The sequence below is a fragment of the Streptomyces albipurpureus genome, assembly GCF_023701525.1.
Classification (GTDB): domain Bacteria; phylum Actinomycetota; class Actinomycetes; order Streptomycetales; family Streptomycetaceae; genus Streptomyces; species Streptomyces albipurpureus.
In genome coordinates, this window is the sequence record NZ_JAMQAW010000075.1 from 23,899 (window position 1) to 41,164 (window position 17,266).

General features: G+C 69.9%; 14 protein-coding genes. 9 read left to right on the plus strand and 5 right to left on the minus strand.

What is annotated here, in order from left to right; genetic code table 11:
* Nucleotides 1-311: 311 nt before the first annotated feature.
* Genes NBG84_RS35075 through NBG84_RS35085 form a run of 3 tightly spaced genes read left to right on the plus strand, consistent with a single transcriptional unit; the run spans nucleotide 312 to nucleotide 2,550 of the window.
* Nucleotides 312-1,076, plus strand: coding sequence for a LamB/YcsF family protein (locus NBG84_RS35075; RefSeq protein WP_250923739.1), 765 nt, complete (start codon nucleotides 312-314; stop codon nucleotides 1,074-1,076).
* Nucleotides 1,073-1,687: a 5-oxoprolinase subunit PxpB gene (pxpB, locus tag NBG84_RS35080; protein ID WP_250923740.1), complete on the plus strand. Its 615-nt coding sequence runs from the start codon at nucleotides 1,073-1,075 to the stop codon at nucleotides 1,685-1,687. Before NBG84_RS35075 ends, pxpB begins: the two co-directional genes overlap by 4 nt.
* Nucleotides 1,684-2,550 carry a 5-oxoprolinase subunit C family protein gene (locus NBG84_RS35085; RefSeq protein ID WP_250923741.1) on the plus strand — a complete coding sequence of 289 codons (867 nt, stop codon included), beginning with the start codon at nucleotides 1,684-1,686 and terminating at the stop codon, nucleotides 2,548-2,550. The genes pxpB and NBG84_RS35085 overlap by 4 nt, the downstream gene beginning before the upstream one ends.
* A gap of 274 nt (nucleotides 2,551-2,824) precedes the next feature.
* On the opposite strand, the gene NBG84_RS35090 is transcribed toward NBG84_RS35085, so the two are convergent.
* From NBG84_RS35090 to NBG84_RS35100, 3 genes are all read right to left on the minus strand, one after another.
* Nucleotides 2,825-6,427: a hydantoinase B/oxoprolinase family protein gene (locus NBG84_RS35090; protein ID WP_250923742.1), complete on the minus strand. Its 3,603-nt coding sequence runs from the start codon at nucleotides 6,425-6,427 to the stop codon at nucleotides 2,825-2,827.
* Between the two features lie 264 nt (nucleotides 6,428-6,691).
* Nucleotides 6,692-8,110, minus strand: a complete 1,419-nt coding sequence (locus tag NBG84_RS35095) for a HEAT repeat domain-containing protein (protein ID WP_250923743.1) — start codon at nucleotides 8,108-8,110, stop codon at nucleotides 6,692-6,694.
* A gap of 252 nt (nucleotides 8,111-8,362) precedes the next feature.
* Nucleotides 8,363-8,755 carry an ankyrin repeat domain-containing protein gene (locus tag NBG84_RS35100; RefSeq protein WP_250923744.1) on the minus strand — a complete coding sequence of 131 codons (393 nt, stop codon included), beginning with the start codon at nucleotides 8,753-8,755 and terminating at the stop codon, nucleotides 8,363-8,365.
* 434 nt (nucleotides 8,756-9,189) lie between these two features.
* On the opposite strand from NBG84_RS35100, the gene NBG84_RS35105 reads away from it, so the two are divergent.
* Nucleotides 9,190-9,384, plus strand: a complete 195-nt coding sequence (locus tag NBG84_RS35105) for a hypothetical protein (protein ID WP_250923745.1) — start codon at nucleotides 9,190-9,192, stop codon at nucleotides 9,382-9,384.
* Nucleotides 9,385-9,436: 52 nt separating this feature from the next.
* The gene (locus NBG84_RS35110; protein WP_250923746.1) at nucleotides 9,437-10,987 is read left to right on the plus strand and encodes an ATP-binding protein; all 1,551 of its coding nucleotides are present in this window, start codon (nucleotides 9,437-9,439) and stop codon (nucleotides 10,985-10,987) included.
* Between the two features lie 138 nt (nucleotides 10,988-11,125).
* Here the strand turns inward: NBG84_RS35110 and NBG84_RS35115 are convergent, their stop codons facing one another.
* Nucleotides 11,126-12,625, minus strand: a complete 1,500-nt coding sequence (locus NBG84_RS35115) for an SCO1417 family PLP biosynthesis transcription factor (protein WP_250923747.1) — start codon at nucleotides 12,623-12,625, stop codon at nucleotides 11,126-11,128.
* Nucleotides 12,626-12,725: 100 nt separating this feature from the next.
* On the opposite strand from NBG84_RS35115, the gene yczE reads away from it, so the two are divergent.
* From yczE to NBG84_RS35135, 4 genes are all read left to right on the plus strand, one after another.
* Complete coding sequence (gene yczE, locus NBG84_RS35120) at nucleotides 12,726-13,478, plus strand: membrane protein YczE (RefSeq protein WP_250923748.1); 753 nt, start codon at nucleotides 12,726-12,728, stop codon at nucleotides 13,476-13,478.
* Nucleotides 13,475-14,239, plus strand: coding sequence for a glycerophosphodiester phosphodiesterase family protein (locus NBG84_RS35125; protein WP_250923749.1), 765 nt, complete (start codon nucleotides 13,475-13,477; stop codon nucleotides 14,237-14,239). The genes yczE and NBG84_RS35125 overlap by 4 nt, the downstream gene beginning before the upstream one ends.
* A 40-nt stretch (nucleotides 14,240-14,279) precedes the next feature.
* Nucleotides 14,280-15,650, plus strand: coding sequence for an MFS transporter (locus NBG84_RS35130; protein WP_250923750.1), 1,371 nt, complete (start codon nucleotides 14,280-14,282; stop codon nucleotides 15,648-15,650).
* 267 nt (nucleotides 15,651-15,917) lie between these two features.
* Nucleotides 15,918-16,292: an RNA polymerase-binding protein RbpA gene (locus tag NBG84_RS35135; RefSeq protein ID WP_003959706.1), complete on the plus strand. Its 375-nt coding sequence runs from the start codon at nucleotides 15,918-15,920 to the stop codon at nucleotides 16,290-16,292.
* A gap of 283 nt (nucleotides 16,293-16,575) precedes the next feature.
* On the opposite strand, the gene fxsA is transcribed toward NBG84_RS35135, so the two are convergent.
* Nucleotides 16,576-17,178, minus strand: a complete 603-nt coding sequence (gene fxsA / locus NBG84_RS35140; protein WP_250923751.1) for an FxsA family membrane protein — start codon at nucleotides 17,176-17,178, stop codon at nucleotides 16,576-16,578.
* Between the last annotated feature and the right edge of the window lie 88 nt (nucleotides 17,179-17,266).

Sequence of the window (17,266 nt, forward strand, 5' to 3'; positions counted from 1 at the left end):
GGCGCGGCGCGGTGCACCACGGCAATCCAAGCGGGCTCGGCACAGCGGACCTCGAACGTCCGGACTTCGACACCGTCCGGGCTTCGGCGATCCGGTGCTGGCGAGCCCCAGCGCCATTCCGGTGTTCTGTGTTGTCTGTTCTCTGTTCTCTGTTCTCTGTTCCGGGCAGATGGAGTCACCCCGCAGACAACGGCGACGGCTTCGCCCGCGGCGTTCGCCTTCGTCGATGCGCCGGGGCAGGTGTTCCGCACAGACGTGCGGGACGCGCACTACCGCGTGGCTTGAGGCCGGGCACAGCAGAGGAGGAGTACATGACCTGGGCGTCCATCGATCTCAACGCCGACCTCGGTGAGGGCTTCGGCCGCTGGCGGCTGACTGACGACGAGGGGCTGCTCTCCATCGTCACCAGCGCCAATGTCGCCTGCGGCTTCCACGCGGGAGACGCCTCGACCATGCAACGGGTCTGTCGGCTGGCGGCCGAGCGATCCGTACGCATCGGTGCCCAGGTCTCCTACCGCGATCTCGCCGGGTTCGGCCGCCGCTCCATGGACGTCCCCCCGGACGAACTGGCCGCCGAGATCGCCTATCAGATCGGTGCGCTCCAGGTGTTCGCCAGAGCCGCGGGTTCCCGGGTGTCCTACGTCAAACCCCATGGCGCTCTGTACAACCGCGTGGTCCATGACGAAGAGCAGGCTGCCGCCGTGGTCGACGGCGTGCTGTTGACGGGTGAGCGACTGCCCCTGTTGGGGCTGCCCGGCTCCAAGCTGCACGCCATGGCCGAGAAGGCCGGACTCCCCGTGATCACCGAGGCCTTCGCGGACCGGGCGTACACCGCCGAGGGCACCTTGGTACCGCGTCGCGAGGAAGGCGCGGTGCTCACCGATGAGAACGCCGTGGTGGAACGGTCGGTCAGCATGGCCCGCTTCGGTGTGGTCACCTCACGGTGTGGAAGGTCGGTGGCGGTGCGCGCCCGATCGCTCTGTCTCCATGGTGACACCCCGGGGGCCGTCACGCTGGCCCGTCAGGTGCGCCACCAATTGGAGACCGTGGGTGTGCGGGTGGAGGCTTTCGTATGAGAACGCTTCCGGTCGGTGACCGAGCCCTGCTGATCGAGATGGCGGACGGTGAACAGGCCGGGGCGCTGCACGCCGAACTGCTGCGCCGCCGGAGCGCTGGGACGCTCCCCGCGGTACGGGAGATCGTGCCCGCGGCCCGGACCGTGCTGCTGGACGGGGTGGACGATCCCGGCCGGTGGGCTCGGGAACTGCCCCACTGGAAGATCCCCTCCCTTCAGATCGAGGAGATGGATGTGATCGAGGTGCCCGTCCGTTATGACGGCCCCGATCTGGCAGAGGTCGCCAGCCGATGGAGGGTGGCACCGAACGAGGTCGCCGAAATCCACTCCTCGATCGACTTCCGGGTCGCCTTCTGCGGCTTCGCCCCCGGGTTCGGCTATCTGACCGGGCTTCCCGAGGACCTGGCGGTACCCCGTAGGGCGACCCCGCGCACCGCTGTGCCCGCCGGGGCGCTCGGGCTCGCCGGCAGCTACACGGGTGTCTATCCCCGGTCATCCCCAGGAGGCTGGCAGTTGATCGGCCGTACGGATCTGAAGCTGTGGGACCCCGCCCGGGAGCCCGCCGCGCTGCTCTCGCCTGGTGCCAGGGTTCGCCTGGTGGCGCGGCGATGACGGACGGTGCCATCGCGGTGGTCCGGGCAGGTCTGCTGACCACGGTGCAGGATCTGGGGCGGCCCGGGCATGCTCATCTCGGGGTGTCCCGCTCCGGAGCACTGGACAGGCGGGCCGCCCGGCTGGTCAATCGACTGGTGGGCAACCCCGAGAGCGCGGCCGTTCTGGAGAGCACCTTCGGTGGCTGCGCCATCAGGCCCCGCCGGGCCGTGATCGCCGCCGTCGGTGGAGCGCCGTGCCCTGTCCTGGTCAACGGGCGTCCGGTCGCTTGGGGTGCCTCGGTGCGGGTGGAGGCGGGGAGCCTGCTGGAGGCCGGCTGGGCCACTTCTGGGGTGCGGAGCTATCTGGCCTTCGCCGGCGGGATAGCCGTCGAACCGGTGTTGGGCAGCCGTGCCACCGATCTGCTCTCCGGGCTCGGTCCCCCGCCGCTCGCGGACGGCGCCGTCCTGCCGCTTGGCACTCCGACCGGTCAGCGATCGCCCGTGGACGGCACGCTGCCGTGGGTGGCCCCGCCCCTGGAGTTGGTGCTGCGCGTCCGGTTGGGGCCACGAGCCGACTGGTTCACGGCTGCTGCGCTCAAGGCCCTGACCAGCGGCGTCTATCGAGTGTCAGCTGCGAGCAACCGCATCGGGCTGCGCACCGAGGGCCCCGCGTTGGAGCGCGTGCGCCCTGAGGAGTTGCCCAGTGAGGGCATGGTGCTCGGGGCGGTCCAGGTGCCGCCGGATGGCTGTCCGGTGGTCTTCCTCGCCGACCATCCCACCACCGGCGGCTATCCGGTGGTGGCGGTGGTCGACGATCGCGATCTGGGGGCGGCGGCGCAGGCCGCGCCCGGTACGCCTCTTCGATTTGCCCTGCTGGGCTGAGAGGAAGGCGGTGATCTGGGTTGCGCACGGTCCTCCCAGGGCAGGCCGGTCCAACCCAAGGAGGTACGCACGGTCCTCCCAGGAGCAGGCCGGTCGGGCGCGAGGAGGATGGACCGGCCGAGATCAAGTGGCCGTCCCGCTCTCGGTGGCCAGCCGCCCATCACGCGCGTCAACAACCCCGCGGGTCATGGCACCCAGCGCCCAAGGGCACGGGACGGACGCGGAACAGGGACGTAGTTGCAGACGCAGGACGTCGAACAGACGCAGACGGTCTCTAGGAGTCTGCCTGTTCGACACGTGGCCCGTACCCGCCACCTCCCGGGGTCTCGATGACCAGCACATCCTGTGGGCCGACCTCGACCGAGTCGACCCCCGCCAGCGCGGCCACCGAACCGTCCGCGCGCTCCACCGCGTTTCGTCCCAGCGCACCCGGTCCGCCGCCCGCCATGCCGTAGGGAGCAACCTTGCGATGGCCGGTGAGCAGCGTGACCGTCATGGGTTCCAGGAAGCGGATTCGACGGATGGCTCCCCGACCGCCGTGCCACCGTCCCCTACCGCCGCTGCCGTCCCGGACGGCGAAGGAGTCCACGCGAACCGGATAGCGCCATTCCAGTACTTCGGGGTCGGTGAGACGGGAGTTGGTCATATGGGTCTGCACCGCGTCGGCGCCGTCGAAGCCGTCTCCCGCGCCCGAGCCACTGGCGATCGTCTCGTAGTACTGCACCCGGTCGTTTCCGAACGTCAGATTGTTCATGGTGCCGGAGCCCTCGGCCTGGACACCGAGCGCGGCATAGAGCGCTCCGGTGATGGCCTGGGAGGTCTCCACATTGCCCGCGACGGTGGCGGCCGGGTACACCGGTGCGAGCATCGAGCCCTCCGGCACCCGTACCTCCAGTGGTTCCAGACAGCCGCTGTTCAGCGGGATGTCCTCACCGACGAGGGTGCGGAAGACATAGAGCACGGCGGCCATCACCACCGAGGTGGGGGCATTGGCGTTGCCCGGCTGCTGGGGTGAGGTGCCGGTGAAGTCGATAACGGCGGAGCGGTTTTCGCGGTCGACTCGCACGGCGACCTGGATGAGGGAATCGTCATCGGTCCGATAGCGGTACTCGCCATCGCTCAGTCCGGCAATGATCCGGCGCACCGATTCCTCGGCATTGTCCCGTACGTGCCGCATATAGGCATGCACCACGTCGAGGCCGAATTCATCGACGGTACGGGCCAGTTCCGCAATTCCCTTCTCATTGGCCGCGATCTGCGCGCGGAGGTCGGCGATATTGATGCCGGGGGCCCGGGAGGGATGGGACGCACCGGTGAGGAGCCCGCGGGTCTCCCGCTCGCGCAGCCTTCCGTCCCGTACCAGCAGCCAGTTGTCGAAGAGGACGCCTTCGTCGTCGATGGTCTGGCTGAAGGCCGGCATCGAGCCGGGGGTGATGCCGCCGATCTCGGCGTGGTGACCGCGCGAGGCAACGAGGAAGCGCAGCTGGTCCGCTGCGAAGACGGGCGTCACGACCGTCACATCGGGAAGGTGGGTGCCGCCGTGGTAGGGGTCGTTGATCGCATAGACATCGCCGGGTCGCAGCTGTCCTTCATTGCGACGCAACACCTCTTTGATCGACTCGCCCATCGAGCCGAGGTGAACGGGGATGTGCGGGGCATTGGCGATGAGATTGCCCTCGGGGTCGAAGAGAGCGCAGGAGAAGTCGAGCCGTTCCTTGATGTTGACGGAGTGCGCGGTGTTCTCCAGCCGGACGCCCATCTGCTCGGCGATGGCCATGAAGAGGTTGTTGAACACCTCAAGGAGCACCGGGTCCGCATCGGTTCCCACGGCGGTTCTGGCCGGTCGGGGCCGTACGCGGGTGAGCAGCAACTGCCCCGTGTCACCAGCCCGTGCCTGCCAGTCGGGGTCGAGCACGGTGGTCGCATCGGCCTCGGCGATGATCGCGGGGCCGGTCACCGTGTCGCCGGGTGCCAGAGCGCCGCGGCGGTGGAGCGGCACTTGACGGCTGGTCCCTGCCACGAACATCGCTACGGGGACGCTGCCCGGCGTCCCCGGGTCGCCCGTTTCGGCGATCTGTTCGCCGTGGCCGCCCGCCGTGCCGACGGCTTCCACCGATACGGCCTCCGCGATGAGGGGCTTGTCCATGGTGAACGCGTAGCGGGCGCGGTGGACGGCGGTGAAGGCTTCCCTCATGGCGCTGGCCGTGTCCAGCGGTACGGGCAGGCTCGCATCGGTGCCCGCGTACCGGAGCAGTACCCGGGTCCGGGTGGTGATCGACGCGGCCGGGATGTGGTCGGCTCGCAGTTCGGCGCTGGTGCGCTCGGCGAGTTCGGCGCTCAGGGCCCGGACCCTGGTGAGGGTGGTGGCGTCGAGTTCCGCTTCGATGGACTGCTCCCGCATGGCGGTGGCATCCGCGAGGCCGATTCCGTAGGCGGAGAGCACTCCGGCGAGCGGAGGCACGATCACCGTGGTGATGCCGAGGGCGTCGGCGACCGCGCAGGCGTGTTGGCCTCCGGCGCCGCCGAAGGAGTTGAGGGCGTAGCGGGTGATGTCATGGCCGCGTTGTACGGAGATCTTCTTGACGGCGTTGGCCATGTTGAGCACGGCGATATCGAGAAAGCCGGCGGCGACCTCCTCGGGGGTGCGGTTGCTGCCGCTCTCCTGGCTGACCCGCGCGGCCAGTGCGGCGAAGCGCTCCCGTACGGTCTGGACGTCGAGGGGCTGGTCGCCGTGCGGGCCGAAGACCGCGGGGAAGTGGGTGGGCTGGACGCGGCCGAGCATCACGTTGGCGTCGGTGACGGTGAGCGGGCCGCCTCTGCGGTAGCAGGCGGGGCCGGGGGCCGCGCCCGCCGAGTCGGGGCCGACTCGATAGCGGCGGCCGTCGAAGTGGAGGATGGAACCACCGCCTGCGGCGACCGTGTGGATGCTCATCATGGGGGCGCGCATCCGCACTCCCGCGACCTGGGTCCCCAGCTCGCGTTCGAACTCGCCCGCGTAGTGGGAGACATCGGTGGAGGTGCCTCCCATGTCGAAGCCGATGACCCGGGAGAAGCCCGCCTGTTCGGCCGTACGCGCCATGCCGACCACTCCGCCGGCCGGGCCGGAGAGAACGGCGTCCTTGCCACGGAAGTGGGCGGCCTCGCGCAGGCCCCCGTTGGACTGCATGAACATCAGCCGAATCCCGCTGAGTTCCCGGGCCACCTCATCCACATAGCGGCGCAGGATCGGCGAGAGATAGGCGTCCACTACGGTCGTGTCACCGCGTGGGATCAGTTTGATCAGTGGGCTGACCTCGTGTGAGCAGCTGATCTGGGTGAAGCCGGCGGCCCGGGCGGCGGCTGCGAGACGGGTCTCGTGGGCGGGGTTTCGGTAGCCGTGCATCAGCACGATCGCGGCGCTGCGAAAGCCGTCCGCGTGGGCGGCGCGCAGCCGTTCGACCACGGTGGGCAGGTCGAGCGGGCGGACGACGGCGCCGTGGGCGTCGAGGCGTTCGGGGACTTCGATGACCCTCTCGTACACCGCTTCGGGAAGGATGATCCGGCGGTCGAAGATCCGGGGACGGTTCTGGTAGGCGATGCGCAGGGCGTCGCGGAAGCCCTCGGTGATGATGAGCACGGTGGGTTCGCCGCGTCGCTCCAGCAGTGCGTTGGTGGCGACGGTCGTCCCCATTTTGACGACGGCGACCTGGTCGGCGGGGATGGGGAGGTCGGGTTCGATGCCGAGGAGGAGTCGGATACCGGCGACGGCGGCGTCCGGGTAGCGCTCGGGGTCGTGGGAGAGGAGTTTGTGGGTGACGAGCCGTCCGTCCGGGCGTCTGCCCACGATGTCGGTGAAGGTACCGCCACGGTCGATCCAGAATTCCCAGCGCCCGCTCATCTCCCCATTCTGGCAAGCGGAGCCCTCGCTGACGCGGCGACGCGAAGCGCTATCGGTGGTTCTCGGCCGGTCCCGGCCGTCCGGGGACCCTCGCTGTCCGCTCTGCGGGGCATCGCCTCCGCGCGCTCGCGCAGCGAGGGCTGTGACCAAAGCCCTCCCATGCCGGCACTCTCACCGCGGCGGAGCGGCGGCGATGTTGGGCATGTCCGGTGTGCGGCAGCGGTGAGGCCGCCGGCCAACGGACATGCCCGTACCCGTGGCAGGTCATCCGACCGGTGCGTCAGGGCCCATTCTGCTGCGTACCGCCGTTTGGACCTCGGCTTCCTCCGCGGGGTCCGCGGCGAGCCGGCGCAGTCGTTCGGCGACCCGTACGTCACCGGTCGCCGCGTGCCGTGCGGCGACCTCTCGGGTGGTCTCCTCGCAGTCCCACAGGCATTCGACGGCGAATCCCGTGGGGAAGGAACCGTCGGTGGCAGCCAGTGCCCGCGCCGCGCGCCCCCGGAGTTGGGACGAGGCGGTCTCGCGGTAGATGTGGCGCAGGACGGGTGCGGCGCAGGTGATGCCGAGACGGCCGGTGCCGTCGACGAGCGTGAAGAGCATCGGAGCGTCGGGGCCATCGGCCCGTACGGTCTCGCGCAGCGCGCCGAGGACGAGTCGGCCATCGCCGGCATCGCCCCGGCAGGCGAGCACGCCGGCCGCGGACCTGCCGAGGGCGTCGGGCCGGTGGACCCAGCCGCGGGCCCGGTCGACGGCCTCGGTGCCGCACATCCGCTCAAAGGCGGCGACCGCCGCGTCGCAGACCGTGCGGGAGCCGTACGAGACCGCTGCTTCGATGAGGTCGAGTACAGCGGGATCGCGGGACTCGGCGAGATAGTGCAGGGAGGCGCAGCGGGCACCGTCGGTGCCCGCCCGGGCCGCTGCCAGGATGGCCGGCCGGTCGTTGGTACCGGCGACCGCGGACAGGCAGCGGGCTGCCGGTACATGCAGTGCGGCGCCACGCTCCAGGCCCTGGTCGGCCCAGTCGAACACGGCTTGCACGCTCCAGCCGGGGCGCGGACCGCTGGGCCGCATCTGTCGCTGCCAGCGGTCGAACGAGCCCGATTCCTGGGCGGCGCGGACCCGGGGGCCCACGCTCTCCCGCGGGTCGTCGGCCCACAGTCGCCAGGGCCGGGGCTCGAAGGCGTCGCGGACGGTGACGGCCAGTTCGGCGTTCCCCTCGGCGGTGCTGGGGAATCTGGCGAGGATCGGCACCGCCAGCGAGCGCAGTCCCGCATCGTCGTCGCGCAGTGCCAGCTCATCGAGGGCCCAGGCCCAGTTGGCTCCGCGCTCGGCGTAGCGGCGCAGCAGCACGAGGGCGTCCGCCCTGCCGTAGGAGGCGAGATGGCCGAGCACCGCGAGCGCGAGGCCGGTCCTGGCCTCGTCGGTGTCGCAGAGGTCGTCGGTATCGCAGAGGTGGTGCTCGATCGCCTCAAGACCACCGTGGAGATCCAGGTAGAGGCGTGCGTAGTAGAGGGAGCGGTTCTCGACCTGCCAGTCGTGGCGGGGGTCGTGAAGCACACAGTGGTTGAGGGCGGCTAGCGCTTCGGCGCGAGGTGCAGCGAGGGCGTGCAGCGTGCCGTCGCCGCGGCCTCTCTGCAGCAGGCCGAGCAGCGTGCCGCTCGGCGCTATGACTGGATCAAACATAGGGAAAGCCTCACATCAAGCTCTCGACGCAACCGGGGAGTGAAGTGCCTAGGCCGCGCAGCAACATGTAGGGCCGCCCGTCGTCTGCTGCTTGGTGTAGAGCATTTTCCTACCTCTCGTCGGTGGCCCCAGGGGGAATTCCCGGTGATGTCCGGGATAGGGCTCGACGTCATGATGACCCACCCATATCGCCACCGCGACCACATTTACGACGCCCCTGTCGGGACCCCTTGGATGTGACGCCCAAGAGCGTCATCTGCCACGGAACAACTCCAGAAGATCTGTCTTCCCAAACATCCGCGCGGTATCCACGGCGGAGAGCGTTCCGGCGGCCGGATCGGCTCCACCCGCCAGCAGGACCCGGATCACCTCGTCCTCGCCTTTGAACACGGCTCCCGCCAGCGGAGTCTGGCCGCGGTCGTTGGGGCGGTCGGGCTGTGCGCCACGGTCGAGGAGTGCCTGTACGGCGGGGGCGTGGCCGTGGTAGGCGGCCAGCATGACCAGGGTGTCGCCCCGGTCATTGGTGAGGTTGGCCGGGACTCCGGCGTCCACATAGGCGGCCAGGGCCTCGGCCTCACCGCGCCGGGCGAGGTCGAAGACCTTGGTGGCGAGCTCGATCACCTCGGGGTCGGGAACCTCACTCATCGGGTGGACCGCCTTTCCTTCTGGTGACCATCGTCTGTGACCCAACTAACTCGTGTCGCCCGGCCGCCCGCTCCGCCCAGTACGCCCTCGCTCGCCAAGGGCGACCCGAGGCACCGCCGCGGCCGGCCGACTCACCGAACACACCGGACGACCCAGGTGCGCGACCGGCACACCCGTACGGATGACACGCCAGAGTACTGCCCTGGCCTCTGGCCGGAGCGAGCCCGTCCATGGTCCTGGGCGGTGCCGGAAACGGCGTCGGCGAAGGCACTGTGCCCGGTGGCGGCGGAGTGTGCCCCTCGGGGGACCTCCTCCCTTCCGCCAGTTCAGTGAAATACCGGATTTTTCACTCATTTGCACCTTTTATCGCATAGATACTTCCTGTGAGGTTGGAAGAACTCATGGTGACTGTCCCCTCGACCAGGAGAAACCTCATGATCCTTTCCATGTCAGGTGTGGTGCTGCTCGCGATCATCGTCTTCCTCTTCTTCCGAAAGGGCGGGCTGAAGGCGTCCCACGCCGTCGCCTGCGCGCTCTTCGGGTTCTTCCTGGCGGGTACCGCCATCGCCCCCAGCATCGAGGCCGGTAGCCAGAGCCTGGCCAGCCTCCTCGGTGGGATCAAGTTCTGACCTCGACAGCCCAGCCCAGCGCACCCCGCCCCACCACCCTCAGGAGAACGATGTGCCCCGGCGCCCACTCCCCCGCATTCTGAGCAGCGGAACCGCGCGGATCGCCCGCGGCAGGGAGATCGCACGCACGGCCGCCGACGGCGCCACGGATGTCCTCCATCCACTGATCGTCGTCTCCCGGGGGCTACGGAAGCTGGCGGGGCTGGCCGGACAGAGATGGGCCGCCACCCCCAAGGAGAAGCGTGGTCCCACGCTTCTCCTGGCCGCCTGCGGTGTCATGGCGGTCGCGCTCATCCCCTACGGGCCGGTGACGGCCCTCATCTCGGTGATGGGCGCGGCGGCCTGGCAGGGGCGCGCGCGCGATCCCGCGAGGACCGGCCCCGACGAAGCCGAGACCGCGCGGCTGCAAGCACTCTACGAAGCTCTCGTACCGTATTTCTCGGTGGCCGAGGACCCCGCCCCGCTCTACGCCCACGGCGGTGCGTGGGCCGATGCCTTCAGCGACTACGCCTTCGACGGGAACGGCAGACTCACCGGTCTGCGCATCTCCTACCCCGCGTACTTCACGGATGGCGAAGACGAGTCCCGGGCCCGGGTCGAGCAGGTGCTGCACGCCAAGTCGGGCCGTGGGCGCGAGTACCGCTTCGTCTGGGACGAAGAGGGCAACCGGCTGGTGATGAACGTCCTGCCGGCCCTGTCCACGGCCATCGCGGCCCAGCGGTTCATCACCGCCCCGGGTGAGACCGTGCTCGGTTTCACCGACTCCGAGGCCGTGCAGCGCACCGTACCGGTGACGGACGGGGAGGAGACCTGGGACGCTCCCCCGGTGATCTGGCGCACCGGGCCCCGATCCACCGAGGCCCACCTCCTTGCGGTCGGCGAACCCGGGAGCGGCACCACCACCCTGCTGCGCTCCATCGCCCTCCAGGCCCTCCCGCACGGAGACGTGCTGATCGTGGACGGCTCAGCGACTGGTGAGTACTCCTGCCTCACCGGGCGCTCGGGCGTCCTCGCCATCGAATGCGGACTGACCGGGGCGCTCAGCGCTCTGGAGCGGGCGGCGCAGGAGACCGAACGACGGCTGGTCGCCGCCAACCGCGCCCGGCAGGCAGGAGAGCCACCGCCGGACGACATCCGTCGCCCGCTGTGGATTCTGGTGGACCGGCCGAGCATCCTCGGTCATCTGGCCGCGGCCGACGGGCAGCCCGATCCCCAGCAGCTCCTGGAGATTCCCCTGCGGCACGGGCGGGCGGCACAGGTCACGGTCGTGGTGGCCGAGCAGTTCGACAGCCTGGGCTCGCTCACCGAGACCGTGCTGACCCACACCCGGGCCCGGGTGGCCCTGGGACCCGCCGGGTTCCATGAGATCGCGGCCGTACTCGGTACGGTTCCGCACACCACCCCGACCCCCGATGTCCCACCGGGCCGTGGCTACGCGCGGCTCAGCGCCGGGCCGGTGGTCAGACTTCAGGTGCCGGCCACCCCCGACCCCTTCGACGACGCGACGAGCGAGGCGCACCGGCAGGCGGTGCTGGCGCTGCTGCCGGAACGTCGTGCGACAACTCCGGCCCAGGTGCCGGCGCCCGTCCCAGCGGAGGGCTGACCCACGCCTGCACCCGCTCGGAAGTGCTCGGGCGCTCCTGCCGCCGCGCCGGGGCCTTGGGAGCGCCGCGCCCGTGAAGTGGCGACGGCCGCACCGCCCCCAGCGCCAGACCCGTCTGAGGGCCCGACGGGTGGGTGCTCAGGCGACGAAGGTGCGCGGTGCCTCTGTTCCCGTCGTCGCGCCCGTCTCCACCAGCCGTGCCGCCGCCGCCAGCCGGGCGGCCGCCTCATCCGCGACCGGCCCACCGACCGTGAACGGCAGTCGCACAAACCCCTCGAACGCGCCGTCCACCCCGAACCTCGGCCCGGACGGCACCCGCACCCCCACCCGCTCGCCGACCTCGGCGAGCCGGGAGCCGGACAGCCCACCGGTGCGCACCCAGAGCGTCAGCCCACCGCGCGGCACCGCGAACTCCCAGGACGGAAGCTCCCGACGCACCGCGCTCACCAGCGCGTCGCGGTTCTCCCGCGCCTGTGTGCGGCGCGCCGCTACCGCCTGCTCCCAGTTGCCGGTCCGCATCAGCCACAGGATCGCGAGCTGTTCCAGTACGGGCGTACCGAGGTCGGCATAGGCGCGGGCGGCGACCAGCGAGCGGATCACATCGGGGGCCGCCCGCACCCAGCCGATGCGCATGCCCGCCCAGAACGCCTTGCTGGCCGAGCCGACCGTGATCACCGTGCTGCCCGCTGGATCGAAGGCACAGGCCGGTCGGGGCATCTGGAGATCGTCATCGAGACGCAACTCGGTCATGGTCTCGTCCACCACGAGCACCGTGCCGGCCGAGCGGGCGGCGTCCACCAGGCGCCGCCGCTGGTCCTCGTCGGCGAGGGCACCCGTCGGATTGTGGAAGTCCGCGACGACATAGGCGAGCCGGGGGGCCGCGTCCCTGAACACCTGGCGCCACCGGGAGAGATCCCAGCCGCCGAGCCCCTCCTCCATGGCCACCGGCACCAGCCTGGCACCTGCCTCCCGCATCAGCTGGAGGATGTTGGCGTAGGACGGTGACTCGACGGCGATGCGCTCACCGCGCCCGGCGAAGAGGTGGCAGATCGCGTCCATCGCGCCCATGGCGCCGGTGGTGACCATGATCTGCTCCGGCATCGTCGGGATGCCCTGTGCGGTGTAGCGGTCGGCGAGCATCTGACGGAGCGCGGGGATGCCGGCCGGATAGTCGCCATGGGTGTGGGCGTAGGGGGGCAGTTCCTCCAACGCGCCCTGGACACTGCGGGTGAGCCAGGGCTCGGGCGCCGGCAGCGCGGCGCACCCCAGGTCGATCATGGAACCGAGTGATTCCGGTGGCAGCGGCTCCAGACCGCGTGCCGGCAGTGGATTGCCGGCCGGTACGGCGGTCCAGCTGCCCGCGCCTCGCCGTGACTCCAGAAAGCCCTCACCGCGCAGGGCCTCGTAGGCGGCGGCGACGGTGGTACGGCTCATCGACAACGCCACGGCCAGTTCGCGCTCCGCCGGCAACCGGGCCGCGACCGGTACTCGCCCTTCCAGTACCAGCAGCCGAACGCCGTCGGCGAGCGCACGGTACGCGGGTGGCTTGCGGGTGCCGGGCCCGGCCGGGCGAGGCTGCTGTGCGCTCAGCTGTCTGGCCAGCTGAGCCGCACCCACTGCGGAAGTCCACTGAGCCATAGAAATCAGTCCACCTTCCCGGAATTGGCCATGGTTGCAATAAGTTCTCTAGCCACAGAGTGTCATGAGTCAGTCCAATGCCTCCAGAGGGGTCGCCATCGTGTCCATGGATTCAGCCGATTCACCAGCCAGCAAGGCGGCGGCCGTGACACCGGTCGAAGCGGTCGGCCCCCCGGAGGTCCCGGTCACCGACTCGGCCGGAAGACCACCCGCGGCGCTCCCCCGGCGACTGATCCAGCTGTACGCCGGTCTGGTCCTCTACGGGGTGAGCTCGGCCCTCCTGGTGCGCGCCGGCCTCGGTCTCGAACCGTGGAATGTGCTGCACCAGGGCATCTCCGAGCGGACCGGGCTGACGATCGGCACCGTGGCGATCATCGTCGGCGCCGTGGTGCTCCTGCTGTGGATACCCATCCGGCAGCGGCCGGGGCTCGGAACCGTCTCCAATGTCGTGGTTCTCGGGCTGGCCATGGACGCCACCTTGGCGTTCGTCCCGGACGTCCACGGGCTCCTCGCCCAGATCCCCCTGATGGCCGGGGCCATCGTGCTCAACGGCATGGCCACCGGCCTCTACATCGCCGCGCGCTTCGGTCCTGGGCCGCGGGATGGTCTGATGACCGGCCTCCACCGGCTCACCGGCCGATCGATCCGACTGGTGCGTACGGGAATCGAGGTGACCGTGATCGCCACGGGCTTTCTGCTGGGCGGGTCCGTGGGCATCGGCACCGCCGCCTACGCGCTGTCGATCGGTCCGCTCGCCCAGCTGTTCCTGCGGCTGTTCGCCGTCCCTGAGCGGAGCTCCGCCACCACCGTCGTCGCCTCCGGTTCACCCAAGCGGGCGATACTGCGACGGTGACCGGCGTTCCCCACCCCTATCTGGACCATCCCGCGGTGCTGCCGTTCGCCCACCGGGGCGGCGCGGCCGACGGGATCGAGAACACGGCAGCGGCCTTCCGCCGCGCCGCTGGGCTCGGCTACCGCTACTTCGAGACCGATGTGCACACCACCGCCGATGGGCGTCTTGTCGCCTTTCATGACGCGACGCTGGACCGGGTGACGGACACCCGAGGCCGGATCGCGCGGTTGCCCTGGAGCACGGTCCGGCGAGCCCGGGTGGGCGGCCGGGAGCCGGTGTCGCTGTTCGAGGAGTTGCTGGAGGAGTTCCCCGACGCGCGCTGGAACGTGGATGTCAAAACGGAGTCCGCGGTGCGCCCGCTGGTGGATCTGATCCGCCGGACGGGTGCCTGGGACCGGGTCTGTGTCGGCTCGTTCTCGGAGCGCCGGGTGGCGCTGGCCGTACGGCTGGCCGGCCCCCGACTCGCGACCTCCTACGGTGTCCGGGGCGTTCTCGGGCTGCGCCTGGCCTCGCTCGGACTGCCTGCGGGGGTGCGCGGGGGCGGAGTGTGCGTCCAGGTCCCCGAGGTCCTGAACGGGGTGCCGGTGGTGGACCGTCGTTTCCTCCGGGCAGCGCACGCCCGGGGGCTCCAGGTCCATGTCTGGACGGTGAACGATCCGGATCGGATGAGAACCCTCCTCGACCTGGGCGTGGATGGCATCATGACCGATCATCTGGAGACGCTGCGCGGGGTGCTGAACGATCGAGGCGCCTGGGCCTGATCCGCGCGTCCACATCGGGGCGACGAGTGAGGGGGCGCGGATGACGGTCGAACCTGCCGACGGCGCTGACACGGGGACCGGTACGGACGGCGCTGCGCTTCGGGAACGCCGGCGTGAACAACAGGGCTGGTACTTCTACGATTTCGCCTGTTCCGTCTATTCGACGAGCGTTCTGACCGTTTTCCTCGGCCCCTATCTCACCTCGGTGGCGAAGGCGGCGGCTGACGCCGAGGGCTTTGTCCATCCGCTGGGCATCCCGGTGCGGGCGGGCTCCCTCTTCGCCTACTCCGTCTCCCTGTCGGTGATCGTCGCGGTCCTGCTCATGCCGCTCGCGGGCGCCTGGGCGGACCGCACCGGCCTGAAGAAACCACTGCTCGCGGTGGCCGCCTATGTGGGCGCCGCGGCCACCACGGGAATGTTCTTCCTCTCGGGAGACCGCTATCTCCTCGGCGCGCTCCTCCTGATCATCGCCAATGCGTCGCTCTCGGTGTCGATGGTGCTCTACAACGCCTTTCTTCCGCAGATAGCCGAGCCGGCGGAGCGTGACGCGGTCTCCGCGCGGGGCTGGGCCTTCGGCTACGCCTCGGGCGCGCTGGTGCTGCTGCTGAACCTGGCCCTCTACAGCGGCCATGACACCTTCGGCCTGTCGGAGTCGGCCGCGGTACGGATCTGTCTGGCGTCGGCGGGACTGTGGTGGGGGGCGTTCACCCTGATACCCCTGCGCAGACTCAGGGACCGGCGCATCCCCCCGAGCGGAGAGGGCGCCGTGGGCTCCGGATGGCGGCATCTGGTGGCCACCATCAAGGACATGCGCCGATACCCGCTGACGCTGTCGTTTCTGCTCGCCTACCTCGTCTACAACGACGGCGTGCAGACCGTGATCTCCCAGGCCTCCATCTACGGCTCCGAAGAGCTGGGCCTCGACCAGACCACCCTGATCATCGCCGTGCTGCTGGTGCAGATACTCGCGGTGGCGGGGGCGCTGGGCATGGGCCGGCTCGCGAGGACCCACGGCGCCAAACGAACGATCCTCGGTTCGCTTGCCGTCTGGACGCTGATCCTGGCCGCTGGCTACTTCCTGCCCGCGCGCTCTTCGTGGTGGTTCTTCGCCCTGGCCGCGGGAATCGGTCTGGTACTGGGCGGCAGTCAGGCGCTTTCCCGATCCCTCTTCTCCCATCTGGTCCCGCGCGGAAAGGAAGCGGCGTATTTCTCGGCGTATGAGATGAGTGACCGTGGGCTCAGCTGGCTCGGTCCGCTCGTCTTTGGGCTCGCCTACCAACTGACCGGCAGTTATCGGGACGCGATCATCTCGCTCGTGATCTTCTTTGCCTTGGGATTTCTCCTGCTGGCGCGGGTACCCGTACGAGAGGCGGTGGCCGCGGCGGGTAATCCCGCACCGGAACGGATTTAGACGTTGAACTGAAAGGGCGGTAGTGTACGCGTTTGGCCTGCCAGGCGGACCGTTACTGCGCACAAAGGGAAGTGGAATCTACGGGTGACACTTTCTGCCAGATGTGACAAACCGGGCACTGGTGGGTACCCCAACGTAGGGGCAAGCAGCGGCACGACGGGCGACGCGTGACCCGGAACGGGAATCTTTACGGCCGACCGGACGTTGACCGGATGACGACGACAGCGACACCTGTCCTGTGGGCGACAAGCCCGGGAGGCACGATTCATGAGTGAGCGAGCTCTCCGCGGCACGCGCCTCGTGGTTACCAGCTACGAGACGGACCGCGGCATCGATCTGGCCCCGCGCCAGGCGGTGGAGTACGCATGCCAGAACGGACATCGGTTTGAGATGCCGTTCTCGGTCGAAGCAGAGATTCCGCCGGAGTGGGAGTGCAAGGCGTGCGGCGCCCAGGCACTCCTGGTGGACGGGGATGGCCCCGAAGAGAAGAAGGGGAAGCCCGCGCGGACGCACTGGGACATGCTCATGGAGCGGCGTACCCGCGAGGAGTTGGAGGAAGTGCTGGCCGAAAGGCTGGCGGTCCTGCGCTCCGGTGCCATGAACATCGCCGTGCATCCTCGGGATAGCCGCAAGTCCGCATAACCGGCACTGCATCGCGTACCACCGCACCACCAGATAACAGCGTCAAGCAGTACAAGAGCCGCGGGCTGTGTGCACACCATGTGTGTGCCGCAGCCCGCGGCTCTTGGTGCGTTCCGGGCGCTGCTCTCGTGTTCTGCCCGGCGTCTCGCGCTCTGCCCGCGAGTCTCACAACACACCCCCGGCCCATCAGACTCGGCCGGAGGCTCGGTGGGCGCGCGGCGCGCCCGGATGCGGAGACACCGAGGAGGCCAGTGGCGCGGCCCTCCTGCGGGGAGCGGTCCGATCAGGGGGTCAGAGGCGGCTTGGGGCCGGTGGAACCGGTGCCTGACGACCCGCGCTCACCTTCTGGACGGCCCGCGTCCTGGCGAATGACCTCGCCCGGGACGACCTTGCCATCGGGCCGATGGATACGGGCCTGCTGGAACGCGTCCTGAAGACTGCCGGGGTTGGCCGCCCGCATCCGGCGCTCCAGCGACCTCTCCGCGTACCGCCCCAGCAGGGAGCGCACGGGGGGCACCAGCAGGGCCAGACCCAGCACATCGGAGAGCAGACCGGGGAGCATGATCAACAGCCCACCGAGCATCAGGAAGCCGTTGCCGTCGCCCTTGCCGCCACCGCCGGCCTGAGGCTCCGAAAGCCCGCTCTGCTGGCGTTGGAGCGTCTCCGAGAGGTTACGGAAGGCTCGGCGGCCCGCCCGCTTGATGACGGCGCCTCCGAGCAGCCCCGCTCCGATCAGCAGGGCGAAAACGGTCAGCCCGCCCGCGACGTCGGCGACAAGGATGAGCAGCCATACCTCCAGGACCAGCCAGGCGGCGATGGCGAGCGGAACAAGGCTGCGGGCGCGGGAGCGCTTGGGTGCGGTCGGGGGCGTGGCGCCGGTCGTCATGTCCCCAGTGTGCCTGGCCGTGCGCGGAAGTGGCGTAAGGGGGCGATGAAGAGGACCCCGCTCCGGCGGAGCGGCCGCCGCTGAGGCC